23 protein-coding genes are annotated in these 25827 nt (G+C 68.8%); 15 read left to right on the plus strand and 8 right to left on the minus strand.

The window, feature by feature from the left end; all coding sequences use genetic code 11:
- The first annotated feature begins 127 nt into the window (after positions 1–127).
- The 9 genes from ACZ4V6_RS31905 (at position 128) to ACZ4V6_RS31945 (ending at position 12534) form a co-directional block, all read left to right on the plus strand.
- The gene (locus ACZ4V6_RS31905; protein ID WP_467834111.1) at positions 128–1561 is read left to right on the plus strand and encodes an amino acid adenylation domain-containing protein; all 1434 of its coding nucleotides are present in this window, start codon (positions 128–130) and stop codon (positions 1559–1561) included.
- 31 nt (positions 1562–1592) lie between these two features.
- Entirely contained in the window at positions 1593–2930 is a 1338-nt protein-coding gene (locus ACZ4V6_RS31910; protein ID WP_467834113.1) for a condensation domain-containing protein, read from the plus strand.
- A 112-nt stretch (positions 2931–3042) separates the two neighbouring features.
- Positions 3043–4146: a cytochrome P450 gene (locus ACZ4V6_RS31915; RefSeq protein ID WP_467834115.1), complete on the plus strand. Its 1104-nt coding sequence runs from the start codon at positions 3043–3045 to the stop codon at positions 4144–4146.
- The gene (locus ACZ4V6_RS31920) at positions 4143–7271 is read left to right on the plus strand and encodes an amino acid adenylation domain-containing protein (RefSeq protein ID WP_467834117.1); all 3129 of its coding nucleotides are present in this window, start codon (positions 4143–4145) and stop codon (positions 7269–7271) included. The genes ACZ4V6_RS31915 and ACZ4V6_RS31920 overlap by 4 nt, the downstream gene beginning before the upstream one ends.
- Positions 7272–7302: 31 nt before the next feature.
- The gene (locus tag ACZ4V6_RS31925) at positions 7303–9039 is read left to right on the plus strand and encodes a non-ribosomal peptide synthetase (RefSeq protein ID WP_467834119.1); all 1737 of its coding nucleotides are present in this window, start codon (positions 7303–7305) and stop codon (positions 9037–9039) included.
- A 5-nt stretch (positions 9040–9044) separates the two neighbouring features.
- Positions 9045–9800, plus strand: coding sequence for a hypothetical protein (locus ACZ4V6_RS31930; RefSeq protein ID WP_467834121.1), 756 nt, complete (start codon positions 9045–9047; stop codon positions 9798–9800).
- A gap of 5 nt (positions 9801–9805) precedes the next feature.
- The gene (locus ACZ4V6_RS31935) at positions 9806–10846 is read left to right on the plus strand and encodes a thioesterase domain-containing protein (RefSeq protein ID WP_467834123.1); all 1041 of its coding nucleotides are present in this window, start codon (positions 9806–9808) and stop codon (positions 10844–10846) included.
- A gap of 390 nt (positions 10847–11236) precedes the next feature.
- Positions 11237–11782: a cysteine dioxygenase family protein gene (locus tag ACZ4V6_RS31940; RefSeq protein WP_467834125.1), complete on the plus strand. Its 546-nt coding sequence runs from the start codon at positions 11237–11239 to the stop codon at positions 11780–11782.
- Between the two features lie 83 nt (positions 11783–11865).
- Entirely contained in the window at positions 11866–12534 is a 669-nt protein-coding gene (locus ACZ4V6_RS31945; protein WP_467834126.1) for a 4'-phosphopantetheinyl transferase family protein, read from the plus strand.
- Positions 12535–12569: 35 nt separating this feature from the next.
- On the opposite strand, the gene ACZ4V6_RS31950 is transcribed toward ACZ4V6_RS31945, so the two are convergent.
- Positions 12570–13750 (minus strand): IS3 family transposase gene (locus ACZ4V6_RS31950; RefSeq protein WP_467834127.1). Its coding sequence is split into 2 segments (ribosomal slippage): positions 12570–13463 and positions 13466–13750, totalling 1179 coding nucleotides; the frame shifts between segments, so codons are not numbered across the junction.
- A gap of 66 nt (positions 13751–13816) precedes the next feature.
- Entirely contained in the window at positions 13817–13978 is a 162-nt protein-coding gene (locus ACZ4V6_RS31955; protein ID WP_467834129.1) for a hypothetical protein, read from the minus strand.
- 394 nt (positions 13979–14372) lie between these two features.
- Between ACZ4V6_RS31955 and ACZ4V6_RS31960 the strand changes: the two genes are divergently transcribed.
- Positions 14373–14756, plus strand: coding sequence for a hypothetical protein (locus ACZ4V6_RS31960; protein ID WP_467834131.1), 384 nt, complete (start codon positions 14373–14375; stop codon positions 14754–14756).
- A gap of 19 nt (positions 14757–14775) precedes the next feature.
- Here ACZ4V6_RS31960 and ACZ4V6_RS31965 read toward each other — a convergent pair whose 3' ends face one another.
- On the minus strand, positions 14776–15909 hold the full coding sequence (locus tag ACZ4V6_RS31965; RefSeq protein ID WP_467834133.1) for an IS630 family transposase: 1134 nt from the start codon (positions 15907–15909) through the stop codon (positions 14776–14778).
- A gap of 104 nt (positions 15910–16013) precedes the next feature.
- Here ACZ4V6_RS31965 and ACZ4V6_RS31970 point away from each other — a divergent pair, with 104 nt between their 5' ends.
- Positions 16014–16775, plus strand: a complete 762-nt coding sequence (locus tag ACZ4V6_RS31970; protein ID WP_467834134.1) for a hypothetical protein — start codon at positions 16014–16016, stop codon at positions 16773–16775.
- Positions 16776–16913: 138 nt separating this feature from the next.
- Here ACZ4V6_RS31970 and ACZ4V6_RS31975 read toward each other — a convergent pair whose 3' ends face one another.
- Positions 16914–17522 (minus strand): hypothetical protein, encoded by a 609-nt coding sequence (locus tag ACZ4V6_RS31975; protein WP_467834136.1) that lies wholly within the window; start codon positions 17520–17522, stop codon positions 16914–16916.
- A gap of 42 nt (positions 17523–17564) precedes the next feature.
- Positions 17565–18311: a replication-relaxation family protein gene (locus tag ACZ4V6_RS31980; RefSeq protein ID WP_467834138.1), complete on the minus strand. Its 747-nt coding sequence runs from the start codon at positions 18309–18311 to the stop codon at positions 17565–17567.
- Between the two features lie 741 nt (positions 18312–19052).
- On the opposite strand from ACZ4V6_RS31980, the gene ACZ4V6_RS31985 reads away from it, so the two are divergent.
- Positions 19053–19355, plus strand: a complete 303-nt coding sequence (locus ACZ4V6_RS31985; RefSeq protein WP_467834139.1) for a hypothetical protein — start codon at positions 19053–19055, stop codon at positions 19353–19355.
- A 48-nt stretch (positions 19356–19403) separates the two neighbouring features.
- Here ACZ4V6_RS31985 and ACZ4V6_RS31990 read toward each other — a convergent pair whose 3' ends face one another.
- The gene (locus tag ACZ4V6_RS31990) at positions 19404–19616 is read right to left on the minus strand and encodes a hypothetical protein (RefSeq protein WP_467834141.1); all 213 of its coding nucleotides are present in this window, start codon (positions 19614–19616) and stop codon (positions 19404–19406) included.
- Between the two features lie 234 nt (positions 19617–19850).
- The gene (locus ACZ4V6_RS31995; protein ID WP_467834142.1) at positions 19851–20582 is read right to left on the minus strand and encodes a hypothetical protein; all 732 of its coding nucleotides are present in this window, start codon (positions 20580–20582) and stop codon (positions 19851–19853) included.
- Positions 20583–21535: 953 nt separating this feature from the next.
- Between ACZ4V6_RS31995 and ACZ4V6_RS32000 the strand changes: the two genes are divergently transcribed.
- From ACZ4V6_RS32000 to ACZ4V6_RS32010, 3 genes are all read left to right on the plus strand, one after another.
- The gene (locus ACZ4V6_RS32000; RefSeq protein WP_467834144.1) at positions 21536–21811 is read left to right on the plus strand and encodes a hypothetical protein; all 276 of its coding nucleotides are present in this window, start codon (positions 21536–21538) and stop codon (positions 21809–21811) included.
- A gap of 186 nt (positions 21812–21997) precedes the next feature.
- Positions 21998–23503 carry a helix-turn-helix domain-containing protein gene (locus ACZ4V6_RS32005; RefSeq protein ID WP_467834146.1) on the plus strand — a complete coding sequence of 502 codons (1506 nt, stop codon included), beginning with the start codon at positions 21998–22000 and terminating at the stop codon, positions 23501–23503.
- A 439-nt stretch (positions 23504–23942) separates the two neighbouring features.
- Positions 23943–24428 carry a hypothetical protein gene (locus ACZ4V6_RS32010; protein WP_208868869.1) on the plus strand — a complete coding sequence of 162 codons (486 nt, stop codon included), beginning with the start codon at positions 23943–23945 and terminating at the stop codon, positions 24426–24428.
- Here ACZ4V6_RS32010 and ACZ4V6_RS32015 read toward each other — a convergent pair.
- Positions 24421–25626 carry an IS110 family RNA-guided transposase gene (locus tag ACZ4V6_RS32015; RefSeq protein ID WP_467834148.1) on the minus strand — a complete coding sequence of 402 codons (1206 nt, stop codon included), beginning with the start codon at positions 25624–25626 and terminating at the stop codon, positions 24421–24423. The genes ACZ4V6_RS32010 and ACZ4V6_RS32015 overlap by 8 nt on opposite strands.
- Positions 25627–25827 lie beyond the last annotated feature (201 nt).

The raw sequence follows: 25827 nt of genomic DNA on the forward strand, positions 1-25827 counted from the left end.
TCCAGAACATTGCATACATGAACGGTGAGATGGGCCGAAGGTCGCGTCTTGGTCGGCAGATCGGTGTGTCTGTGCTGTGCGATTTTCCATTCACGCGGTATTCCGTCCTATTTGAAGAGCTGACCTGATGACCACGATCCGTGATGTCTTTGAGGCCCAAGCGGCCCGCACGCCCGAGGCGGTGGCCGTCCGGGCGGCCTGCTCGTATACTTACGGAGAGCTCTCGGCCCTGGTGGCCGCTCTCAGCGAATCGATCCTTGACCGGACACCGGCCGGCTCCCTGATCGCGCTCGACGCCGAGGGCCAGGCCAGCGGGGTGGTCGGCATCCTCGCCGCAGCCGCCAGCGGATGTGCCGTGCTCCCGCTGAACCGGGAGAGCCCGCCCGCCCATCGCGCGCGAATCCTCGCAGATGCGCGACCGGCCCTGCTCCTGACGGAGACCGCCGAGTGCGCCTTCGACCTGGAGCCGCTGCCCGACGGCCGTGAGCCCGTCATGGGCGACATCGCCTACGTGATGTACACGTCGGGTTCGACAGGCCTGCCCAAGGGGGTGATGGTCTCTCACACGGCGCTGCTGGACCGGCTGGCCGGGCTCGCGGTGACCCCGGGGCTGCAGGAGGGCGACACGATCGCCGCACTGACCGCCATGTCCTTCGACATATGCATGGCGGAGCTCTTGCTGCCGCTGACAGTCGGTGCGTCCTTCGCGACGATGTCCGACGACGTACGCTACGACCCCGGGTCCTTCGAGGACTTCGTGGCAGCACACCGCCCACAGGTCGTTCAGGCCACGCCCAGCTTCTGGCGCATGATGATCGCTGCGGACTGGCCCGGCGCCCCAGACACCGTGGTCTGGTGCGGCGGGGAGGCGTTGACGCCCGAACTTGCCCGTCGGCTGCTGCCGCGCTGCGCCGAGCTCTGGAACCTCTACGGCCCGACTGAGGCGACCATATGGGCCACGGCGGCACGAGTTGAGTCACCGGACGCCATCTCCCTCGGCGATCCGCTGGCCGGTGTCGGCCTCTACCTGGCGGCCGCTTTGGACGGCGCGGCAACGGACTCGCAGCCGGCAGCTGCGCAGGTCGGCGAGATTGTCCTGTACGGGTCCGGCCTCGCCCGGGGTTACCTCGACCGCGCGGACCTGACTGCGGAGCGCTTCCCGGTGGTGGCGGCGCCGGACGGCACTACCCGGCGCGTCTACCGCACTGGCGATCGCGCCCGCTACCGGCCCGACGGCTCCTTGGAGTACCTCGGCCGGATGGACGACCAGATCAAGCTGCGCGGACACCGCATCGAACTCGGCGAGATCGAGGCCGTGCTGGAGGAGCACCCCGCCGTGACCTCGGCAGCGGCGGTGCTCAAGGACGCGGACCGCCCGGACCACGCGTCGATCGCGGTCTTCGTGACCTCCCGCGGGGACGCCCCCGCTGAACGGGCCGTCAGGGAGTGGCTGGCGCAACGCCTGCCGGCCAGCCACCTGCCCAGCCGGATCGCCGTACGGGACGTCCTGCCGCGCACCCCGGCCGGAAAGGTCGACCGCGTGCTCCTGGCGAGCGAATGACACAGACATCCCGACCTCATGGAGGAAACGAGTGAACCAGGAGAAGACCGCTCCGATGACCTTCGGGCAACTGTCGGTCATCAGAGACCTCGACCTCTCCGGTCCCGACGAGCAGACCGACGGCAACCTGCCGCTCGTCCTCCCGCTGCCGCCCGGAACGGCGAAGGAGACGGCGGTCGCGGCCTGGGCCCGGCTGGTCGAACGACATGAGGCCTTGCGTACCGTCTACGACCGCAGAGCGGCGCAGCCGACTCAAACCGTGCGGCCCTTCGAGCCCTTCGAGCTCGGTACCGTGGAGCTGGCCGACGCCACTGAGGACGCCGCGCTGAGCGCGGCCGCCGACTGGGCCAAGCAGGAGATCCACATCGACCGCGAACCCTCCTGGCGAGCTGCGGTCGGCATGCACGAAGGCGCCGCCACGTATCTGGTGTGCGTGGTGCACCACCTGGCCGCCGACAGCGCCGCCTGCGCGTTGCTGGAGCGGGAGTTCACCACGCTTGTGGCCGGGGGCACGCTGCAGCCCGACCCGCCGCAGCCGTTGGAGCTCGCCCTGGAACAGCACGGCGACGCAGACCAGCGCGAGCAGACGCTCGAGTACTGGCTCGAGGAATGGCAGGGCTTCGTCGACGACGACCGGCAGGGCGGCGACACCAGTCGGCGGGTCCGGGCGGCGCTCTACTCGGAACGTGCCCTGACGGCCGCGCGCCGTGTGGCCGAGCGTCTCTCGGTGTCCGTGCAGTCCGTGATCTTCGGTGCGTCAGCACTGGTGCTGTGCCACCTGAAGGGCCGCGAGCGGGCCACCTTCGGACTGCTCGCGGGCAACCGCGCCGAGAAGCGCTGGCAGTCCCTGCTGAGCAGCATGAACCAGCTCGCCCCTATAACGGTGGAGGCACCCCGCGAGTCGAGCCCGGACGCGTTCCTGCGCACCCTTTATCTGCGCAGCCTGGAGCGTCTGCTGTACGGCGCCTACAGCATCGACGAGCTCCGCCGTCGCCTCACCGAGTCTGATCACGTCAACCCCGATCCGCTGCAGTTCGATTGCTACTTCAACTTCCTCGGCGATATCGCCGAGCCGCCGGCTGCAGGCTCGCCAGCGCTGGACGACGTAGAGTGGTTCGACGACGCCTGGCAGGGGGGCCCGAGCTTCAACCTCAGGGTCTCCATGGGCACGGGGCTCTACCTCTCGCTGACCGCCAGCGACGCTTACCTGGGCACGGAGACGGTCGGCCGTTTCCTCGCCGCGACAGAGGCCGCCTTGGTCAGCCTCGCGGACGGCGCACCTGACACGCTGGCCGACGTGAGCCTGGCACCGCTGCGGCAGGTCAGCCTGCCCACGGAACCGGGACTGCGGACCTTCCGCCATGAGTGATCGGGAACGGACGGCACCGGGCATCGCGCCGGGGCGATGCCCTTACCAGACGACCGGCCGTACACAGCCGGACCCGTGTATCGACTACCTGCACTTGCGGTCGGATGAGCCGGTGCGGTGGGACGAGGACCTGGGGGTGTGGTTGGTCACCGGGTTTCAGGAGGCCACGGAGCTGCTACGCCACCCGGGTCTGTCGTCCGCCTGGCCCGAGCGCGGCAGGACCCCGTTGCACGCCTCCGACACCAACCGCACCTCGGAACTGGTGCGCAGGTGGTTCATGTTCACCGACAACCCGGCGCACGCCGAGGCCAGGCGTGCCGTCGCGCCCCTCTTCACGGCCCAGAGCCTGGCGCGGCTGCGCCCGTTCGTCGAGCAGACCGTCGACGAGTTGCTAGCGCCGCAGCGCGAGGCCCTCGATGTCGTCGCCGATCTCGCGGTGCCGCTGTCGAGCCGGGTCATCTGCCGCGTCATCGGTCTGCCGCAGGAGATCGCGCCTCGTCTGGCCGTCTGGGCGCCCGACATTGCCGCCCTGCTGGTTGCCGACTACCTCCCCGAGGTAGTCACCCGGGGGCACAGTGCGCTGCGGGAGGTCACCACGGCCGTTGACCAGGCATTCGCCGGGGAGGTGCCCGAAGACTCGGGCCTGTGGCTGCTCCGCGAGGCGCAGCGGGGCGGGGAGATAGCCCCGGAGGACGTGTGGGCCACGGCGAGCCTGCTGATCTATGCCGGCTTCGAGACGACGTCGACCTTCATCGGCAAGGCCGTGCGAGCCGCCCTCCACGCCGGGGCCTGGGACGCCGTCCGCGAGGCGGAACCGCGCGTGTCGGTGGACGAGTTGCTGCGCTTCGACACCTCGGTCCAGCAGGTTGCCCGGTTCGCGACCCGCCCGGTCGTGGTGGCTGGTAAGCACATCGCGCCCGGAGACCTGGTACTGGTCATGCTCGGCGTGGCCAACCGTGACCCGGCCGTCTTCGAGGACCCGGATCTGCTCGACATGGACCGTCGCATCGGGCGGCACCTGACCTTCGGATACGGCGTCCACTACTGCCTGGGAGCGGCACTCGCCCGGCTGGAGGCCGAGGTCGCCCTCGAACGACTCGCCGCCCGCTGGAGCACGATGGAGCTGTCGGGCGCTCCCACCACTCGTTCCCACCACGGCATCACGGTTCTTGAGCATCTCGTGGTGAGCCGGAGAACCGAAGGCGAGCGGATATGACTCCCGACCCGTACGCGTGCGGAGAACTCATCCACGAGGCGGTGACCCGGCAGGCGCGCGATTTTCCCGAACGGCTGGCGGTCGTGCAGGGCCGGGTGTGCCTGACGTACCGGGAGCTGGATGCGGCGAGCGACGATTACGCCGCCGAACTGCGCAGCCGAGGGGTGGCCGAGGGGCACCGCGTGCCGGTCTTGACCGGGCGCACCCCCCAGTACGTGGCCCTCGTTCTGGCGGTCCTCAAGTGCGGGGCGGCGTACGCGGCGCTGGACCCGCACTGGCCCGAGGAACGGCTGCGGTCTGTCGCAAACCGCCTCCGGCCGCCGGTTGCCGTCCTGGACCGAGCTCTCGGTGATCTGGGCGTGCCGGTCTGGCGGGCGGACGAACTTCCGCTCAATGCGGCCCTGCGCAGTGGGCGCCCGGCTCCGGAGGCGGTGTGCGACGGCGGCAGCGAGGCCACCATCTTCTTCACATCAGGCAGCACCGGTGTCCCGAAAGGCGTAGTCACCCCGCACCGGGCGACGACCCGGCTCTTCCAGCCCGACAGCTTCGCCGACTTCGGTCCGGGCCACGTAACGGCGGCGTTGGCCGCGCTGCCCTGGGACGCGGCCAGCATGGAGGTGTGGGGGCCCCTGGTCAGCGGCGGCACCGTGGCTCTGATGGAGGACGAGTACCTGCTCCCGTCCGGCCTCGCCGCGCTCGTACGCAAGCAAGGCGTCGACACGATCTTCCTCACCACCTCCCTGTTCAATGCGTTCGTGGCTGAGGACCCGGCGTGCTTCCGAGGCCTCGGGCACGTCATGACGGGCGGCGAGCGGCTGTCGCCACACCACGTGCGGCAGTTCCTGCGAGCCCATCCGTCGGTGCAGCTGACCAGTGGCTATGGCCCGGTCGAGTCCTGTGTCTTCGCCACCACCCACGACGTGCGGGAGGAGGACACCGAGCGCCCGGACGGCATCCCGCTCGGCCGGACGGTGCCCCGCACCACGGTCCACGTGATGCGGGACGCCCAGCTCTGCGCACCGGGGGAGACGGGGGAGATCTGCATCGGCGGCGACGGCCTTGCCACCGAGTACCTGGGCCTTCCGGAGGAGACGGCGGACCGGTTCTTCTCGGCAGAGGTCGACGGCAGGGCTGTTCGGCTCTACCGGTCCGGCGACCTGGGCCATCTGTCGGCCGACGGACTTCTTCACTTCGTCGGCCGCAGCGACCGCCAGGTCAAGATTCGGGGTCGGCGAATCGAGCCGCAGGAGATCGAGAACGTCTGCCACGACCTGCCCGGGGTGCGGCAGGCAGTCGCCGTGCCGGTCCCCGGACCGGAGGGCTCGTACACCGGGATGGTCCTGTTCTACGTGGCGGAGTCCGGCGAGACCGGCACAGTCCCCGATCCTGCTGTGGTCCGCGCGCGCCTCGCGGCCGAGCTGCCTGACTACTGTGTGCCCGACCAGGTGCGGAGGCTCGACACGGTCCCGCTCACGCCCAACGGGAAGACCGACACCGCGAGACTGCTCACGTCGGCCGCCGCCGAGTCCACAGTGGCCACCAAGAACACGTCGGCGGAACCCGTGGAAGTGCCCCGGGGGCGCTGGGGGGCCGTGGTGCTCGACGAGTTCCGCCGGCTTCTGGGGCCGGGCGTGGCGACCGATGCGCCGCTGGCACTCATGGGCGGTACGTCCATCGACGCCATTCGGCTCTGTGCCCGGCTGACGGCCCGCACAGGAGTGACCGTTCCGGTTTCCGCGTTCTTGCGCCGACCCACCGTCGAGGGCCTTGCCGCATTGCTGGAAGAGCGCTCCGGCTCCGGCCGCGAGCCGGATCCCTGCCAGCCGGACAGCCACGACGGAGTCGACCCATACCGCATTCAACTGAGCGGAATGCAAGCGCACTTCGGCTTGCTGCATGAACTGGACCCAAGCGACTCAACGGCTTTGTGCCACCTTGTGTGGAAGGTCACCGGCCCGCTGGACCTGTCGGCGCTGGAGGATGCCCTCAACGACGTCCAGCAGCGCCACCAAGCGCTGCGCTCGCGTTACTTTCTCGACCCCGTGCCGGTGGCGGAGCCGCCCAAAACCGTCAGACGCATGCGTGTCGAAGTCCTCGCCCCCAGCGCCACGTCGGAGCGCGCGGTCGACGCGATGGCACGGGAACTGAATCGGCCGCTGCACATCGAGGACGCGCAGGTGTGGCGGTGCGTGTACGCCCCGGTGAACGACCGGACGGCGTACCTCGGCCTGACCATTCATCACATAGCTGTCGACAGCTGGTCCCAGGACCTGCTCATGGCGGACATGGAGTGGGCCTACAGGGCCCGCAGCCGGGGCGAGGCGCCGCAGCTCGACGACAGTCCTCCGACGCTCCGTGACATTGCCGACGAGGCCGTACAACTCGGAGAGTCGCAGGAGACCGGGGCGCAACTGCGGTACTGGACAGACCTACTCGTGGGCCTGCCGGACCTCCGACTGCCAGCACCGTCGTCGGAGCCGGACCGACGTCACGGCCAGGTCGGGTTCTCCGTCGACGCGGCCGTGTCCGCCCGGCTGCGGGTGGAGGCGGGTGAACTCGCCTCCACCGTCTTCCTTCCCCTGCTGGCCGGTTACGCCGCATCGCTCGCCGCCGTCACCGGACAGGAGGACTTCGGTGTCGGAGTCCCGCTGGTGCGGCGCCCCGGCCCACGTGCCATGGCGGCCGTCTCCTGCCTGGTCGACGTGGTGTGCCTGCGACTGCCTGATCGCCTCGGCGCGGTGGATCTGAGGGAGCTGGCCCAGACGGCGCTGCCGGTCGTCGAAGGGGCCTTCGCCCACCAGGACGTGCCGTTCGATCAGGTGGTGGCTGCGGTGAGCCCGCCCCGCACCGGCCGTAGCCCCCTGTACCAGACCATGTTCGCCTGTCAAAACGTACCCGTCCGGCAGCCGACGCTCGCCGGCTGCTCGGTCGAACCGCTGTCCATGGCACCGCCGGCCGCCATGCACGAGATCGTCTGCGAGGTCTGGCCGCTGGCCGACGGCGGGATGCGGGTGGATCTCAGCTTCCGGGCGGATCGGGTCGCGGAAGGTCTCGTGCACCGGCTCGCCGGGGTCTACGAGGAGCTTCTCGTCTCCGGCAAGCTGCCCGACCCACAGGTTTTCTGACCGACTATCAGTCGAAGGGCTCCACCTTCCCATGCAAACAAGTCCCGAGACGCTGACCGCCGATCGACTGGTTCGGCTGCGCGTCGACCTCCATCCTGATGCCACGGCGATCGAGTGTGGTGAGCAGGCCCTGACGTACCGTGGTCTGTGGCAGCAGGCCGGCGACCTGGCGGTGCGGATCCAGCAGGCCGAGGGATTTGAGCCGGACTGCCTCATCGGCGTGTTGCATCGGCGCGGCATACGGTGCGTGGTCGCCCAACTCGCCGCGTGGCGCGCCGGAGCGGCTTACCTCCCCCTCGACCCGGACCTGCCCGACGGACGCATCGCATCGGTCTTGGCAGACGCGGCGCCGACGGCGGTCCTGGCGTCCGCGGACCTGTTCGACCGACTGCCCTCCTCGGTCGCCACGATCGACAGCGCCGCCGGTGATCCGGTGCGTGAACCGGCACCGTCGTCCGCCGCGCTCGCCTATGTCATCTACACCTCGGGCTCCACTGGGACACCGAAGGGCGTCGAGGTCGGGCACGCGAGCCTGGTGAACCTGCTGCAGTGGCACAGGAAGACCTACGCGACAGGTCCCGGCACGCGAGTGGGAGCCCTCGCCGGCCTCGGCTTCGACGCCTCGGTCTGGGAGACCTGGGCCGCGCTTGCCGCTGGCGCGACCCTGGTCCTGCCGGAGCAGTCGCCAGGTGCCGACATCGAGGCTGTCGCTGATTTCCTGCGGGCGGGTGCGGTGGAACAGTGCTTCCTGAGCACGCCGCTCGCGGAGGAGCTGCTGCGCCTTGAGTCGCCGCCCGATACTCTGCGCGTCCTTCTCACCGGTGGCGACCGGTTGCGAGTGCGGCCTTCATCCTCGTTCCCGGCCACAGTCCACAACCACTACGGTCCGACCGAGGCCACAGTGGTCACGACGGCCAGTCATGACCTACGGGGCGATCACCTGCCCGACCGGCCGCCGGTCATCGGTGTGCCGATCCCGGGCGCGCTGGTGAGGCTGGTTGACCCCGCAGGCGACGAAGTGAACGAGCCCGGCGTCGCTGGTGAGCTGCTCATTGGCGGGATGGTGCTGGCCACCGGCTACCGGAACGATCCAGCGCTCACCTCGAAGAGGTTCCTCGGTACGGACGACGCTGCCCGCTGGTACGTCTCCGGTGACGTCTGCCGCTGGACCGAGAACGGCGAACTGGAGTTCGTCGAGCGCCGGGACCGGCAGCTGAGTGTGCGTGGGAACCGCGTCGAACCCGCCGAGATCGAGCATGCCGTCCTCGCGGTGCCCGAAGTGCAGCAGTGCGCCGTCGTCCTGCGGGATGACGACACCGGCGGCACTCTCGTCGCGTTCTGCACGGGCGGGGTGGATGAGCGGACCGTGCACGAGGCGCTGGCGGATCGGCTTCCCCCCTACATGGTCCCGTCGCGGATCCGGGTTCTGGACGCTCTGCCCCTCACCCCCAACGGCAAGATCGACCGCGCGGCCCTCCTTCTGCTCTCCGCTCCGGAGGAGTCGGCCGAACCGGCGCGGAAGGAATTCCCACCAGGTTCCGCCGAGCAGGTCATCGCTGAGATCTGGGCGGAGCTCCTGGCCGGGACAAAGCCCCGGGCCGGTGACAACTTCTTCGAGCTCGGCGGTCACTCGCTGCTGGCCGCCCGGATGATCGGTGAGGTGCGAAAGCGGCTCGGTGTCCGGATCGGTCTGCAGGCGGTGTTCGACTTTCCCGTCCTCGCCGAGCTGGCTGCCAGGGTCGACGAGCTGTCGCGGACCGGGGGATGAGCCGGATGCCCGCCCCCCTGCGCAGCGGCGACGACACCGAACGACCGGTCGTCCTCCTGGAGTTCGGCAACGAGATCCCCGCCCGGACCTTCGACCGGATTCTGCCCCCGGAGTCGCACGCGCACCGCACGGTGATCGACCCGCTCGGCTTCCCGGGGCTGGCCGACTCGGTGCGCACCCTCGCGGAGCAGGCCGCACACTGGGCCGAGTCGATCGCTGCCCGGCCACGCGCGGTCCTCGCCTACTGCTCCGGTGCCGAACTGGCAGTGCTCCTGGCGGCGAGGCTCGGGGTGCCGCAGACCTCCGTTCTCGTCTTCGACCCCGTTCTCCCGGCCCCCGGGACCCCAGGGGAACTCCTGTTGGACCTGGCAACAGGCATGGACGCCGCTCTCGACCCGGACGAGGTCCCGGACATCGTCGGCCTACCCGCGGGTGAGGCCTTGGCGGCGGCCGGTTCACTGCTGCACTCGATCGTCGCCCGGACGGCGCCCGGCCTGGACGCCGACATCGTCGAGGAGCTCACGTTGGGACAGCGTGCCTGGCTCTCCTTCACGCTCTCCGCCGCTGCTCCCCGCCCACGCCCGCCGAGATTCGGACACGTCCTGCTCAGCGCGGGGTCGGCCGGTGCGGAGGTGGAAGCGGGCTCCCTGCACCACACCGGGCTGTCCTCGGCCGAGCTGTTCGGCACCAGTGCTGTGACACCGCTGGTCGAACGGCTGCTGATGTCCCCCGTCGCCACCGAGATCGCCCAAGAAAGGTAAGTACTGTGCAGCAGCATTATGTGGAACGAGATGCCACGGAGGCCGTGGTCGCGGCTCAGTGGTCGCGTGTGCTGGGCCGCCCACCTGCCTCTCTCGACACCGACTTCTTCGCCGCCGGCGGAACCTCCCTCCTGGCCGCGAAGCTGGTCTCCGCCCTGCGCGGCTCGCTCGGGACACAGCTTCCGTTGAAGGCGGTCTTCGAGGCTCCCACCTTCCGCGGACTCAGCACCCGGATCAGAGAGGGCGGTTCCTCGCCGCACACCCGCGTCCTCACCCTCAACGCATCCGGCCGGGGGACGCCGCTGTTGCTGGTGCCGGCTGCAAGCGGCGGAGTCGTGGGCCTGCACCGTCTCGGCGGCGCCCCCATCGACCGCCCGGTTCTGGGCCTGCAGGCCCGCGGCCTGGATCCGGCCAACGGTGAGCCCTGCGCCACGCTCGGCGACATCGTGGACGACTTCGCGACGGTTCTGGAGAAGGCGGAGGCGCCGCGGAGCCTGCATCTTGCCGGCTACTGCGTGGGAGGGATCCTCGCTTACGAGCTGGCCTGCGAGCTCGACCGCCGAGGATGGGACGTGCGCTCGGTCGTGCTGCTGAACACTTCGCTGTACTGCCCTCCGCTGGAGGTGGCCGACGGTGCCCGGGAGAAGCTGCGCTCCGTCGTGGACGAGGCGGGGCTGACCGTACCCGAGGGTGAGGAGCTAGACGCCGTTTCGGTGTTCCGTCTGCTGACGTCGGGCGATGCCGACACGCTGGAGTCCGACTTCGCTCAGTTCGAGGCACGTCTGAAGGTGTTCGGGTCGGTCGGCGCGGCGATCTCCGGCTACGTGCCCCGTCAGGTGGTTTTTCCGGTGCGGCTCTTCTCGACGGACGACCGGGACGATCCGGCCGACGTGGAGCGGACCCCGCACGAGGTGACCGACTGGCCGGACCTCGGGCTGCCTGACTTCCGGCAGCACCACGTACCCGTCGATCACTTCGAGATGATCGCCCACGAGCCGACACTGCGGGCCGTGGAGGAAGCCCTGACGGAGCTCGACGACCGCTGACGCGCCCGTCGGCGCCCGTACCACTTCGGAGCGGCTCGACAGTGTGTGCGCCGCGGCCGTGCCGGACGATCGGCCGGCACGGCGGTGTCCGTCAATCCTGCTCGGACGTCGATGCCACGCAAGGACGGGCGCGGCGAGACGCTCCGCGCACCAGGCAGCGCCGATGGGAGGAGCCGGACCAAGGCGGCGAACAGCGGCCGGTCGGGCCAGTTAATGCTCGGGCGCTCTGACCCATTGGCGCAGGACCGTGACTTCGCGCCGCAAAACAGTATTTCGGCCTCCGTGCGAGGCGGAGGAGCGGGAGAGCAGTACCAGCCACGTAAAGATCTGCGTGGCGATCATGCCTGATGAAAGGAGCCCCCCATCCCCACGTCCACCCTGCGGCCCCGGATGAGCCGCCTCGTCACGGAGATCCGCGGCGCGCTGCGCACCCCGTCTGGCACTGAAGCGATCACACGCCGGGTTGCTGACCTGGTGGGCGACTGCCTTCACCATGACGATCTGCTGACCGCCGACCAACTGGCCTCCGATCCGTCCGACTACCGCCAGCACGTGCTGCACGTTGAGCCCGACAGCTCCTTCTCAGTCGTCTCGTTGGTGTGGTTGCCGGGTCAGAGGACTCCCATCCACGACCACATCTCCTGGTGCGTGGTGGGCACCTACCAAGGTGCCGAGGAGGAGATCCGCTACCGCCTGATTGACGACCATGGCCCTGCGTACCTCAAACCTGTCGACACCGTAGTGAACCGGGCTGGTGAGGTCGCGTATCTTAACCCGCCCGGGGACATCCATGAGGTCCGCGGCGTGGGGGAAGAAGTAACGGTCTCCCTGCACGTCTACGGGGCAGATATTGCAAGGCTCGGAACCAGCATCCGCCGCCGCTACGAGCTTCCGGTGCGGGCTACGACCTGCCAGGTGCTAACGGCTCAGACCTGAAGGACACAACCGCCATCCTTACCTCCCAGACCAGCTTGGTTTCGACTGAGTATGCGCCGCATCGACCTCCGGAGGGAATCTCCGTGAGCGCGACCCTGCTGGCTCCGTTGCTGCCGCGGAACACTCAGGTCTTCGAAGAATTCGGGGACCCCTCGGAGGCGTTCCTTTTCCCTGAGGAACAGGTGGCAATTGCCAAAGCGGTGGACAAGCGGCGCCGGGAGTTCGCCACCACTCGGCACTGCGCACGCCGGGCGTTGACCGCCCTGGGACAGCCCGACGTGCCGCTGGTTCCCGGCCAGCAAGGCGCCCCGATCTGGCCTCAGGGCGTCGTCGGATCAATGACCCACTGCGACGGTTATTGCGCCGCCGCTGTAGCTCGCAGGAGCGACGTCACCTCCCTTGGTATAGACGCCGAGCCGCACGCCGCGCTGCCGGACGGAATCCTGGATCTGATAGCGCTGCCGCGCGAGGCGCAGCAAGTCGCCGAACTGGCCCGGCGGGATCCTAATTTGCACTGGGATCGACTGTTGTTCAGCGCCAAGGAATCCGTGTACAAGACCTGGTTTCCGATCACCGGCCAGTGGCTCGGCTTTCATGAGGCCGAACTGGAGATCGACCCATGCGGGAAAACATTCCAGGTCCATATCCTTCGCAAGGCATATGACCAGGAAGGCCAGCCACTCCAGACCTTTAACGGACGCTGGCAGGTCCTGCGGGACCTCGTTCTGACCGCGGTGACGTACCAGATCTGACCACGGGACTGCTGCATGATCGGGTGACAGCGGGGTTATGCAGCCGGAGCTGCGGGTGGGGTCATGATGGTCTCGTACTCGACGGGGGTCAATCGGCCCAGGCGCCGTTGCCGTCGGCGCCGATGGTAGGTGCGCTCGATCCAGGTGACGATCGCGATCCGCAACTCCTGGCGGGTGGCCCAGGCACGGCGGTCGAGGACGTTCTTCTGCAGCAGCGCGAAGAAGCTCTCCATCGCAGCGTTGTCGCCGACGGCCCCGACCCGGCCCATCGAGCCGACCAGGCCGTGCCGGGTCAGTACGGAAGCAACTTTCCGGGACCGGAATTGCGATCCTCGGTCGGAGTGCACAATGCACCCCGCAGCGGGGCCGCGGCGGGCGACGGCGGACTCCAGCGCGGCCACCGCGAGGCGGGACTTCATCCGCGCGTCGATGGAATAGCCCACGATGCGGCCGGAGTACACGTCCTTGACCGCGCACAGATACAGCTTGCCCTCGCCGGTCGTGTGCTCGGTGATATCCGTGAGCCACAGCCGGTTCGGGGCATCGGCGGCGAAGTTGCGGCGCACCCGGTCGTCATGGACCGGCGGTCCGGCCTTGGCGTTCTTGCCGCGGCCCCTTCGCTTGCCGAAGGCGCACCACCAGCGGTTGTCCCGGCAGATCCGCCAGGCGGTCCGCTCGGCCATCGCCTGACCGGCCGCGCGGGCTTCGTCGAGGAGGAAGCGGTGACCGAACTCCGGGTCGTCGCGGTGCGCGTCGAACAGGGCGTTGGCCCGGTAGGCCTCGATCAGCTCCGCGTCGGTGACCGGAGAGGCCAGCCACCGGTAGTAGGGCTGACGGGCCAGCCCGAGCACCCGGCACGTCACCGCCACCGGCACCCCGTGAGGGGCATCGGCGGCGGCCAGCTCGCGGACGAGCGGGTACATCATTTTGCTGGCAGGTTCGCCTGCGACAGATACGCCGCAGCCCTCCGCAGCACCTCGTTCTCCTGCTCCAGCAGCCGGATCCGCTTCCGGGCCTCGCGCAGCTCGGCCGACTCACCCGGCGCTGCTGCGGGCCTGGCGCCCTCGTCGGTGTCGGCGCGGCGCAGCCACTTCGACAGCGTGATCGGGTGAACGCCGAAGTCGGCGGCGATCTGTTCCAGCGTGACACCGGGCTCGCGGTTGCGCGCGACCCGCACGACGTCCTCGCGGAACTCCTTCGGATACGGCTTGGGCACTGCAACATCCTTCCAGGCCGCCTCTCAGCAAGCCAGGTCAGGTGTCACCGAGCTCTGCAGCAGTCCCTACACGTGGGTGCCGTTTGAGGTGCGATATGAGTCATCCGTGTTTTCGAAGTCGAGGTACGTGACGTCCGCGAGCAGCTGCGCGGCCTCACGGTCCCCCTGGCGATCCAACAGGATGGCTGTCTGAGCCAGTACCAGATCGGCCTCTTCGTCGGCATCCATGACCATCTCCGTAGTCTGTCAGCCGCGTCGGACAGGTGCAGCGAGTTGATCGGATCAACCTGGTACCGCATGCAAAAGGGGCAGTTGCCCTCTGTGCCGACGGGGCATATGGGGTCATCATGATGCGATGTCATCTACGCCCGCGGTCACTCCGGCTGCTCTCCGTGATCCATGTGGTGAAGGCTTACGAGCTCGCGGCCGTCTGCGAGTACCTGGGGCTAGAACCTCAGAAGCCTGATGAGGACCCATTTCATAGCAAGCGGATCTACGTGCGGTCGCGGCTACAGCGAAAGACCTTGCCCGAGCTAGTGCCGCATCAGGCAACGTTCGCCTCGTCCTGCTGGGCGGGATGGCAGCAGGCAGATGTCGGATGTGGTCCGCGTAGTCTCGTGGGATGCATTCTCATCTGAGCTTCGAGAACCCTCCGGCTCTGCCTCACGAGGTAGTGGCCGAGACGATGGAGCGGGCTCTGCGTGACCGCTCGACGGAGGGCGAGGCGGCGGGCGTCCTGGTCGGGACTGCGTTGAACGACGACGACGCGGAGTTCGTCGAGCACTGGTGCGTGCAGGTCGGGACGCGGGCTGTGCCGGGTAGTCCACTGCTCGGGCTGGCCGGCCTGTGCTTGGGACACACCGCTCGGCGCTTCGGGCGACTCAGCGACGAGTCCCTCGCACTGGCGAAGTCGCTGGCGGCGCGGGCCGAGGCCGACCCGAAAGACGTGGATGGGCGGGCCCTCGACGGTTATGACGATGCCCGGAGCTTCCTGCACCTGTGGTGACGCAGCCTGCCGCACCGGGTCAGGCGGCGTTGGCCCTGCTCACGAGGGCTTTGAGTCGCTTGTCGGTGGCGTTCTTGTTCCGCCAGATGATGTAGCGGCGGATCATGCTGCCCTGGGCCTGGTGGCTGGCGTGGTCGGTGCCGTCGAGGGCGAAGTAGCGCAGGGCGGTGAACTGGGCCTCGATCCGGTTGAGCCAGGAGCTGTTGGTCGGCGTGTAGGCGATCTCGACGTTGTTTGCCGCAGCCCAGGTCCCGACCCGCTGGCACCGCTTGGTGGTCAGGTGGGGTGAATAGTTGTCGCAGATGATCGCGATGCGTAAGTCCGTCGGGTGCAGCGAGCGCAGGTAGCGGCAGAACTCCAGGAACTTCGATCGGTTCTTCGTCTTCTTGATGTGCCCGTAGAGCTGGTCCTTGGCCAGGTCGTAGGCGGCGAACAGGTGTCGGACGCCGTGCGGGCGGGTGTAGGTCGCACGGCGGCGCGGCCTGGGATCTCGGTCGGGGTCCTTGTGTCGGCCGCTGCGTTCGGCCCACTGCCGTCCGGGGTGGGGCTGGAGGTTGAGGGGGCCGAACTCGTCCATGCAGAAGATGATTTCGGGCTCGCCGTCTTCGGGTATGACCTCGCCGTCGGCTATCGCGTAGAGGTGTTCGACCCGGGCCTTCTTGGCCGCGTAGTCGGGGTCGCGGGAGGTCTTCCAGGTCTTCAGGCGTTGAAAGGTGACGCCTTCCTCGCGGAGCAGGATGCGCAGGCCCTCGTGGCTGATGTCGTCGACCACCCCCTCGGCGACCAGGAAGTCGGCCAGTTTCGCCAGGCTCCAGGTTGAGAACGGCAGGCCGTGCTCGGCCGGCTTGGACTTGGCGGTCTTCTTGATCTCACGGCGCTCGGGCAGGGTGAACGTCCTGGGCCGACCGCCCTTGTACTTCGGATAGAGCGAGCCGAAGCCGTCGGCGTTGAAGTTATGGATCACGTCCCGGACCCGGTCCGCGCTGGTGAACGTCACCTCGGCGATCTTCACCACCGGCATGCCCTGCGCAGACAGCAACACCATTTGGGCCCGCCGCCAGGTCACCACCGACCCGGCGCCTCTGCGGATGATCCGCAGCAACCGTCTGCCCTCGTCGTCGTCAATCTCCCGGACCTGCACGCGTTCAGCCACGTGATCATTCTGGCTGTCCGATGCTGCCCGGCGCAGCAACCGGGCGACACGTCAGGACAGGGCAAACGTTGCCTGATGCGGCACTAGCGAACATCGCACGGCGCGTGATCAACGAGTACGGAGACGATGACCTCCAGACCCTCGTCCGCGCACTGGGTGCTCGCGGCGTCGACGGCGACGTGAAGAACCTCATCTTCGCTGCCGATGGTCCCAAGCCGCAGATCGTGCTGCCAGACTCCATCAGCAACACCATCCGCATCGTGAAGAACGAGCAGTACTGCCTGGTGTACGACCAGCCGCTGGAAGACCGCGGATTGAGTTGGTCAGACTTGGTGGCATGGTGGGTGCGCCAGCACCCTGAGCACGCGGATGATCCGATGGGCGCGCGTGTCTCACTGCGGGAGCGGCTGCGTCGCTCGCTGGGCAACAACGGTGCCGAGCTCCTGGTGTTCGACACCTACACCGAGCTCGGCTTCGATCTGCCGGCGCTCGTCCCCCAGGTCTATCTCCACTACGACCCGTACAGCTTGACCGAGCTGGACGGTGCAAGCCGCCTTACCCGCCAGCGGATGGACTTCCTGCTGCTGATGAATCAACGCGCCCGGGCGGTCATCGAGGTCGACGGCATCCAGCACTACGCTCGGCAGGCCGACACTGCGACGACGCAGCAACCTGGCTCCGTGTGGCTGGCTGATCCCGCGCGCTACGCCCCAATGGTGGCGGAGGACCGGCAACTCACCCTGCAGGGCTACGAGGTCTACCGCATCGGCGGTCACGAATTACGCGATCACGCAGCAGGGAAAGCGATGCTGACCGATTTCTTCCAACGCCTTCTGAGCCGCCACGGCCACGACGGCTCGGAATGACCAGCGAACCCACGTCGCATCCTGGCGGCTGCTCATCGCCGTTCATCTGATCAGCATTGCAGCCGCCACCGACAACGCGGGCTTGCCCAGCACTGCCTTGGGCTTGCCCGCGTGGTCGGTGGCCGCGGTTTGCCCGGGTCAGGTGCGGAAGCGGGGGAGCCAGCCGCCGGCCTTCTGCGCGGCGGCCTGTTCCTCTGCCTCCTGACGCAGGCGCTCCTGCTCCTGGCGCTCGCGTTCGTCAGCTTCAGCCTGCTGCTCCGCTGCGACAGCCCGGTCCTGGCAGTCCTCGCACAGGTGCGGGTGCGACTGGCGCTTGCTCCAGTCCCGGGTGTAGCCGATCGCCTCCCACCGGTCGTCGGTGAACTTCCGCCCGCAGTCCGCGCAGACCGGCCGCCGCGCCTCCCGCTGTGCGGCTTCCCGCTCCTCACGGCGCCGCTGTTCTTCCCGGGCGGCCTGGCGACGGCGGGCGAGGTAGGCGTCCCGGCGGGCATTGCCGATCGCGTCCAGCAGCGGGGCGCGGTGGTCGCGGCCGAAGCGCCAGAAGGCGGGCCCGGCCGGGCCGTGTGCGCGCAGCTCCTCCAGCGTGGTCGCCACGATCGGGATGCAGCGGTCGTAGGAGTGGTAGCCGCCCTGGGGATGCCACCGCCCTTGCCAGTGGTGGCGGGTGAGGTCGGCGACCCGGGCCATCTGGTTCTTGGCGGTGCGCTGGCCAGCCTGGTGGAAGACGAGCAGGACCGGCGGGTGCACCCGCTCGTACTCATCGCAGGGGGGTGCGGACCAGCGGGTGCGTCACAGCGGCTTCTCGATGCCGTCGGTGTCCTTCTCCTGCCGCTGGAAGAACCGGGCGTACTTGTCGAACTTGGCCGCGATGAGGACGGCTTCCTCGGTGCAGTTGTCGACCTCGATGAACAGCAGCGGCACCCCGGCCTCCGGGGCGGTCAGGACGACGTCGGCGCGGGCGCTGCCGATCGCGGGGTTCTTCCAGGTGCCCTTCACCGGGAGCGCGACCTCGGTGGCGTAGGAGGCGAGGGTGCCGATCCCGTCGGGTGCACGGGCGGCGGTCCGCGCGGCCGCGACCGCTTCGGCCGGCTCCCCCGCGACCAGGTCCAGGTCGGGCTTCGGGCGGATCAGCGCGATGACCGTCTCGTTCACCGTCATCGGGTGCGAGGCGCCGGAGCGGCCCGCGCTCTTGGGCATGCCGCCCATCTCCTCTATCTCACGGTCCAGGTCGATCGCGGCGGCGGCCAGACCGTCCTTCGTGAGCAGTCGGGTCTCCTCCCCTCCCCGCGTACGGCCGCCGTCGACGACCAGCCCGTGACGCCGCAGGTCGCTCACCGCAGCCCGGTGGGAAGCGGTCCGGGCTTCCTTCCGCTTCGCTGGGGTTGGCTTGAGGGTGTGCCGGTAGGTCAGGTGCGGCGAGGACAGCCGCTGGATCTGATCGGCGGTGGCGACCTTGAGCACCCCGAGGACGCGCAGCACATCCGCGCGCAGGTCGTTGCTCGATCCGGCCTCGTTCTCCTTGCGCTTGCCCGCCATCAGGCTCGCCCTCCCGTCGTCCGCGACCGGCCAGCGGCCGGGCGCCGGCCCCCGGCCGTGGAGGGGACCGGGCCCCCGGACCCGATGATCTCCCCCACCACCGACAACCAACTCAGGTCATAGGGGAGGGAAGAGGGTTGTGACGATCCGGCGCGGGCCCGAGAACCCGCGCTGACAAGGGGAAATGCTGGTGGTGCGGCTGTCGGCCACGGAAGTGGCTTCGGTAGTGGGAACGCAAGCGCCGGCGGCAGGGCCTCACCGGGGCTTGCCCAGCAGCCGACCCGGCGGGCGCGGCCGGGCCGGGCGAAGACGGCGCGAGGGGTGGGGCTCCAGGATCGCGGCCGCGCAAGGGGGCGGGAAAGGGTGGGTTGGTCGGGGGCTGGCACGGTGTCCTCGTTCCTCCGGCCTGCTGGCCGGGTCGGTAGTCGTCCGGCCCGCGCGCGGATGTGCGCACAGGCCGGGGCTACCGTGAGGAAGGACCCCTTGTCCGCGGTCTGACGACCAACCCCGGCAGGTGTCCGTTTCCGCCTTGACCAACCCTTGCAGGGTGGTTTTGTCCGTGGCCGACGCAACAGCGTCCGGGCGGAGTGCAGCGGGCGGGGCGGGTGCTGGACGGCGAGGCTCCGCGCCGCCCCGCCTCCGGCTCCAGGGCGGTGACCGGCCGCCGTCAACCTCCGGCATCCCTCTTACGCGCCGCGCCGTGAGGCCGACCGAGCCGCCGGCCGCTGGGACCATCCCGCCATGTCCTGCACTTGCGCCGAAGGCTTCACCGTCCAGCTCCACGACGGCGGCACCAGTTATCCCGTGGTCCCCGTCGACCAGCACACCGAGATCTCGTACTTTTTCGATGCGCGGTGTAGCAGGTGCCGCGCGAAGTACGGGGCCCCGTTCGCGCGGATCGACAGCGAGGGCCAGGTCCTCGCCGACCAGATGCAGGACGTGCCACTGGTGGATCGCATGTGGTTCAGCAAGCAGTGCGGCCCCTTCACCTGCGGCTGCGATGAGGAGTCGCTGGCGGGTGATCCTGCGATTTCAGGGCCGTGACCCCTTGACCGCTCCCTTGACCAGCGGGTGGTCAAGGGGGGCTGACCCTCAAAACCGCGCCAGGACGGCCCGCAGGACGCTCGGCACGTCAGCCGGGTCGACCAGGAGCACTCCGAGGGAGCCGAGCGCGAGCACCACCACGGCCCGGGTCCCGATCTGGAGGACGCGGCGGACGTCGCCGGCGGGCGCCTGGCGGATGGCGTACGCGGCCAGGCTCCACAGGAGCACAAGGGCGAGCACGGAAAGGTAGAGCGGGGTCATGGACGTCGGTCCGTTCTCTGGCGCCGGGCAAGTCCCCGGTCCTCACGCCTTCGCCCTTCTCGCGGCCCGCAGCACAGTACGGCCCGCCCGTGATCCGCATCACGCTCCCGCTGGCCATCCGGACGGACGGGTCTGCAGGCGCTGCACGAGAGCTCCGGGGCCCTCGAGGATGCGAAAGCGCCGGCGCCCACGAACATCTGGTCCGTGGACGCCGGCGCGGTCAGCGGTCGGCGGTCAGCTCGCCATCATGGCCTGGAGGTCGCTGAGCGACAGCTCGTTCGTGCCGCGGTCCGCCGCCTTGCTCTGCGTCCACGCGAGGATCGCCGGGTGGGCGTCCTCGTACTGGGCCCCGGCGGTCGTGTGCTGCCCGTCGCTGGTGGCGACTTGGGTGAGGTAGGCGGCCAGGGCGTGCGGGCCGCCGCCGCTGTACCCGATCTCGTAGCCCAGGGCGTTCCTCTGCGGAAGGAGCGAGAGCACGCCCTTGTCCGTCCGGGCCCAGAACAGACTGCGGCCGGTGTAGAAGCGGCTGAAGACGTCGTCCGGTCGCAGTTCGAGAGGGGCGTACGTCTTGTAGCTCCACTGGTCCGTGCCGCCGGTGCCCGCGTGCTTGAAGTGCTCGCCCACGACGGGTAGCCCGAACTCGGGATCGTAGAAGGTCCGGCGGCACAGGCAGCCCGATCCGTCGATGGCCGACGGGCTGGCCTTGTCCTCCGTGACGCACGGGTGGAACAGGGCCGGGATCTTCTTCGGGTCCACGAGTGTGCAGTGCATCGCGTTCGGCTCGCAGCGCACCAGCCTGTTCAGCCACTCCTGGAAGTGAGGTGTCACGGTCTGCTGCGCCTCGATGTTCAGTACGGCGTTCAGCGACGATGTGACGGCGCCGCGCTGGGGCTCGGTGTAGAGGACGAAGTTCAGGTAGCCCTTCGTCGGGTCGGTCAGGTTCAGATCGCGGGCCTCGTAGGGCAACGTGGCGCTCCAATGCGGATGCCGGGGGCCGGGGCGCGGCCGCGGGAACGGGGTGCCAATGCCCCTGATTCTCAGCTCGGCCCGCCGGGGCTCGCGGGTGAAGTCGCAGATCGGCCACGCCCTGGCCGGTTGCCATCCTTTACCGGTCACGGCCCGCTCCCCTGCCGTGGTCGGGCCGGTTCGCGTGGTGCTGCTGCTGATCGACAGGCTTGACCACGTCGGCCGGCTGCTCCGACTTCTGCCGGGCCTCGAAGGCGCGGCGGCGGGCATTGGCCGTGCGGGTGAAGGTGATGACGCTCTCTGGAAGCGGCCACCCTGGACAAGAGGGCCCGCTTTGACCCTTGCAGCCCCGATTCATCCGTTCCGGCTCAGGGTGGAGAGTTCTGTGTCCTCTGTTCACAGGCTGGCGGGCTGACCCTGCTGGGACGGGTGGGTTCGGTTGGTGCGGCCGCAGGCCCCCGGTCCGGCTGTCGTGGGGTGGGCCGCGGACTCGGGCTGCGCGTCGGTAGATCGAGCCCTGCGCGGCATATATCTATGTCTACTTGTGATCGCGCAATTGCATCTTCTCGGTCGTGCTAAGCCCTACGTTCGACCGAATGAGACACGCTTTGGAGCATGTTGTTGCACCCAGCGCTCTTCCTCCTGTTCGACATGATCACTCCAGGAGCGATCATGTGACAGGGATTGACAGAGATTGATCAGGGTCGGGAGGTGGCCGCGCCTGAGGTGCTGGTAGACGAAATTCAGGGAGATTTCGGGCCCCGCAGAAACGAAAATCTGCTGTCCTGGGGCAACCAGAATTTTGCCCCCTGATGGGGCATTTGGCTGACTCGCTTATCGCACTTTGTGTCGGTAGCGTCACCCTCAGGTTGCGTGCGGGACCTCGTACATCGGCATCCAAACCCCGTCCGGGGTCCCGCACGCCTAACGGCAATCCAGAAAGGGAGTGCCCTGTGGGACGATCTACCCGCCGGCGCCGCAGTGCGAAACAACCTTCCGGCCGCTTCGCTCGTCGTAAGCGTAATGTCCGTAACGAAAAGTTCCGTGACGTGAACCGCTTTGGCAAGCGTGCCGTCGCCGCGTTCATCGGGCTTGTGTTCATCGGGTACGTGCTCATCTTCCGCCCGCCGATTCAGGTGACCGTCTCTTCCGAGGTCGCCACCTTCCTCGGTGCCGGGGTGTCGGGCATCCTGCTCCGCCTCGTCCAGACCCGCCGCCACCGGCACTGAGAGGCCGCCGGCGGGAGGGAGCCGGCATCTGTCGGCTCCCTCCCGCCGGCTCCGCGGGGTACGGACCGCCGACGAGGCCGGCCCGCTCCCGCAGGGCACGGCGCTGTGACAAAACCCGGGGATTTTCGGGTGTATCAGCGCCACGCAACCCGCTGTGAACCCTTTTCGTTACGGACGGATGCAACTGTGAGTGACACCTGTGAGTTCTGCGGCTCCCCTCTCGGCTCAGGCCCAGGGAAGGGACGCCCCCGGAAGTACTGCGGTGACTCCTGCCGCCAGGCCGCCCACCGGCGCCGCCTCAGCACCGGCGCCACGGCCAGCAGCAGGGCGCACCTGACGCAGACGGAGCCGCAGCCGGCGGTGGAGCAGCCGGCGCCCCGGTCCGCGTCGGCCGTGCGCACGGCCGGGTACGGTCCGTGTGCCGGGGACGAACTGCTCGCTGAGATCGCGCGGGACATCCAGGACGGTGCCCGCGACCTCGCGCGGCTTCTGCCGTCCCTGGGCGGCGAGGAGCCCCTGCGTCGCATCGTCCAGCTCCAGGAGCAGCTGGACGGGATGACCGCGGCGGTGGTCGGCCGGGCCCGCTACCGGCGTGTCACCTGGGCTACGGTCAGCGCCACCCTGGGGATCAGTGAGGACACGGCCCGCCATCGTTACACCGACCGCTATGTCCTCCGTCGCATCTCCCGGTTCAACCGTTCTGAGACCGCCCCGACTTCTCTCGCCGCCCTCTTCTCCACCCCTGTCGGCGGCGCTCACGACGGGTCCGGTGACCCGGGCAGCGAATCCGGCGACATGGCTGGCGAACGCGGCGGTGGCGAAGGACTGGACCAGCAGACATCGCCGGTCGAGTCGTCGGGAGCCGCCTACAACCGGCTCTCACCGATCCTGTCCATGCTGATCCGCACTGCCCAGCTCACCAACAAGGACGTCAGCAGCCGGATCGGCTGCTCCGCCTCCTACCTGTCCCGCATCCTGTCCGGCGAACGCATCCCTACATGGGAGCTGACCCGCAAGTTCGCCCAGGCCTGCGGCGCCGACCCGGAAGTGCTGCGGACCGTGTGGGAATCAGAGAAGCTCCGCTACAAGGCCGGCGTCCGCACCTCCGGCCCGGACGACCCCGGCCTGTCCGCCGCCGAACGCTTCCGCGCCGCCATCCACACCCTGCACCTGCGCGCAGGCCGGCCCACCCCGATCGACGTGGCCGTCGCCAGCCGCTGGGTGCTCACCGCCGGCACCGTCGCCTCCCTCCTCGAAGCCACCGTCCTGCCTCCGCCCGGTGTCCTGCACACCTTCGTCCAGCTCTTGGGCGGCGACACCGACCACTTCCACCAGCTCCTCCACGAAGCCCACCACGAAGCCGCCCCCGACACAGCCCTCCAGCCGCCACCCACCTGCCCTGCAGCAACACCCGCCACCGCGAGCACCCCTGCAGACGACGCCACCGCACAGCCCATCACCCCCGGACCGGACGGCATCGCGGGACCCGACGCCGTCATGAAGACCTTCAGCGAAGTCCTCACCGAGGACCACACCGTCGAAGACGGCCGTGCCCGCCTCCTCCACAAGCACGCACAACAGGCACACCCGACAAGCCCCCACCGCCGCCGCACACTCACCGCCATCACCCAAGCCCTACGCCACCGCACCCTCCTCCCGCCCGCCACCATCACCCCCCTCAAGGGCGCATGACAGCACCCAGTCTTCCGACAGCTGATGTCACGAGGACGCTCCGCTTCCTGCGGGAAAATGCTGGTGCAAGGCCTGCCCGGCGCTCCACCTCGTCCCGCCCCCTGCAACGTCGGGAGCGGGACTTCTTCACATCCGGGGCCAAGCGAGGCTCGAGACGTCGTTACTCACTTTCGGGTGAACGCTGCCGAGCGGCTGGGGTGGCGTGGCCTGGCGCTTGGGGTCGTGAGACCAATGCTGGAGCGGGCTCTGGCCGTGTGGGCACGTCAACCCGGTGCGTTCGCGACATAGGTGGGCGTTGCAGGCGAGCGTTACGGCGCGATGGGGGATCGGTAACAGCGTTCACGTCTTCTCCATGCGCCGGTCGTGGGGGGGTGCCCCTATGTCTTTGGTCAAGGGAAACGGGGGTGCGTCGGGTCGGTGGGCCGGGCAGCATGTCGGGGTGGCTGATCTGCTGTGGGATGACGTGAAGTGTTTCTTCGACCCGGACTTGATGGGGTCGCTGCCGGACGTGCGTGTCCCGGATGCCTCGGTGGAGGACTGGCAGGCGGTCCTCGATCTTGTCGCGGAGAAGGACTGGAAGTGCCAGTACTACGAGGGAGAGACGGTGCTTCCGGTGCCCCGGGCGGAGGCCGTGCTGTCCCGGCCGGCGGATGCCGAGTGCCCGGACCTGCGGGTCTGGCCGACGCCTGATGTGTTGGCGATCTTCCGTTTTCATGCCGACGATGAAGTCGACTGCGACGTCGACCTGCGCGAGTTGCAGGGCCAGGAGCGACTTGATGTGTTCTGCGGCTTCCTTCGGGAGATCGGGCGGCGGTTGGGCAAGCCGGTGCTGATGGACCCGGAAGGCGACTATGGCCATCCGGTCCTCGGCTTCGATGTCGAGGCAGATCGAGTCGTTCTCCTCGCAGACCCGCAGGTCAGGTGACCGCGGCCGACGGCTGCGGTTCGTAGAAGGTCCCGTCCCGGAGCATCGCGAACAGGACGTCGGCCCGGCGCCTGGCGAGGCAGAGCAGGGCTTGGGTGTGGTGCTTGCCCTGGGCGATTTTCTTGTCGTAGTAGGCCCGGGATGCCGGGTCGCCCAGGGCGGCGAACGCGGAGAGGAAGAAAACCCGTTTGAGCTGCTTGTTGCCTCTTCTGGAGGGCTGTTCACCGCGGATCGAGGAACCTGAGCTCCGGGTCGCCGGGGCGAGTCCGGCGTAGGCGGCGAGGTGGCCTGCGGTCGGGAAGGTGCTGCCGTCGCCGACCTCGATCAGGATGCGGGCTCCCGTCCTGACGCCGACTCCCGGCATCGACGTCAGGACCTTCGAAAGAGGGTGGGCCTCCAGCAGTTCCTCGATCCGTCCAGCCAAGAGTTTCCGCTGGTCAAGCACGGCCGTCAGCGAGCCGGCCAGGCTTGGGACGATCAACGCGGCCGCCTCGGTGCCGGGAACGGTGACGGTCTGCTCGTCCAGGGCGGTGAAGGTGTCCTCGACCAGCCGCTCAGCCATCCTGGGAGCCTTCGGCCGCAGAAGGGTGACCAGCCGCCGGCGTCCGGCCTTGCGGATCTGGGCCGGTGACCCGAACCGTTCCAGCAGGGTGAGGACGGCTGGGTGCTGCAACCGCGGTCCCAGCACCCGTTCCAGCGACGGATGGACCTGGGTCAGCAGGCCGTGCAGCCGGTTCGCAACCCGGGTGGCCTCGCCGGCCAGGTCGTCGTCGAAGCCCACGATCATCTCCAGCTCGGCGATCGTCTCGTCCTCGCCGTCGATCGCCCGCAGAGTGTGGGGCATCGCGCGGGCGGCGTCGGCGATGATGAACGCGTCCTTCGCGTCCGTCTTCGCCTCGCCGGGGTAGAGGTCGGCGATCCGCCGCATCGTCAGGCCGGGCAGGTAGGCGACGGGACAGCCCATGTCGCGGGCGACCGCCAGTGGCAGGGCGCCGATCGAGGCCGGCTGGTCGACCACGACGAGCACTGTTCCGTGCTTGGCCTGGAGTTTCGCGAACAGCTCGCGGAGCTTGGGTTCGGTGTTGGGCAGGCGCTTGTCGAACGCCTTCTTCCCGGTCGGTGTGACGGCGGTGGCGTGGTGTTCGCCCTTGCCGACGTCCAGGCCAAGGAAGACGTCGATGTCGCCGGTATCGATCACGTGCAGGCCCCTCCATCACGCTTTCGTCCGGCCTTGCCAGGGCACCGAGCTGCCACATCCACGTTACGGAGAGCTCTTCCAGCCTGGGTGCAGCCGGTGCTCAAGCCCCTCATCAGCGGTCCGTCGATGCCTCCGGGCCCGGTGACACCACCCCCCGAATCATCAACAACAAGGGGGGAAGTCATGCCGGACCCGAAGGCC

Source organism: Streptomyces sp. NPDC029152 (assembly GCF_055564355.1).

Coding starts and splice junctions, on each gene's coding strand:
- ACZ4V6_RS31985 (WP_467834139.1), top strand. CDS start 19,053: ATGTCCTGCACTTGCGCCGAAGGCTTCACCGTCCAGCTCCACGACGGC.
- ACZ4V6_RS31980 (WP_467834138.1), bottom strand. CDS start 18,311: ATGGCGGGCAAGCGCAAGGAGAACGAGGCCGGATCGAGCAACGACCTG.
- ACZ4V6_RS31955 (WP_467834129.1), bottom strand. CDS start 13,978: ATGGATGCCGACGAAGAGGCCGATCTGGTACTGGCTCAGACAGCCATC.
- ACZ4V6_RS31920 (WP_467834117.1), top strand. CDS start 4,143: ATGACTCCCGACCCGTACGCGTGCGGAGAACTCATCCACGAGGCGGTG.
- ACZ4V6_RS31990 (WP_467834141.1), bottom strand. CDS start 19,616: ATGACCCCGCTCTACCTTTCCGTGCTCGCCCTTGTGCTCCTGTGGAGC.
- ACZ4V6_RS31940 (WP_467834125.1), top strand. CDS start 11,237: ATGAGCCGCCTCGTCACGGAGATCCGCGGCGCGCTGCGCACCCCGTCT.
- ACZ4V6_RS31925 (WP_467834119.1), top strand. CDS start 7,303: ATGCAAACAAGTCCCGAGACGCTGACCGCCGATCGACTGGTTCGGCTG.
- ACZ4V6_RS31930 (WP_467834121.1), top strand. CDS start 9,045: ATGCCCGCCCCCCTGCGCAGCGGCGACGACACCGAACGACCGGTCGTC.
- ACZ4V6_RS31905 (WP_467834111.1), top strand. CDS start 128: ATGACCACGATCCGTGATGTCTTTGAGGCCCAAGCGGCCCGCACGCCC.
- ACZ4V6_RS31960 (WP_467834131.1), top strand. CDS start 14,373: ATGCATTCTCATCTGAGCTTCGAGAACCCTCCGGCTCTGCCTCACGAG.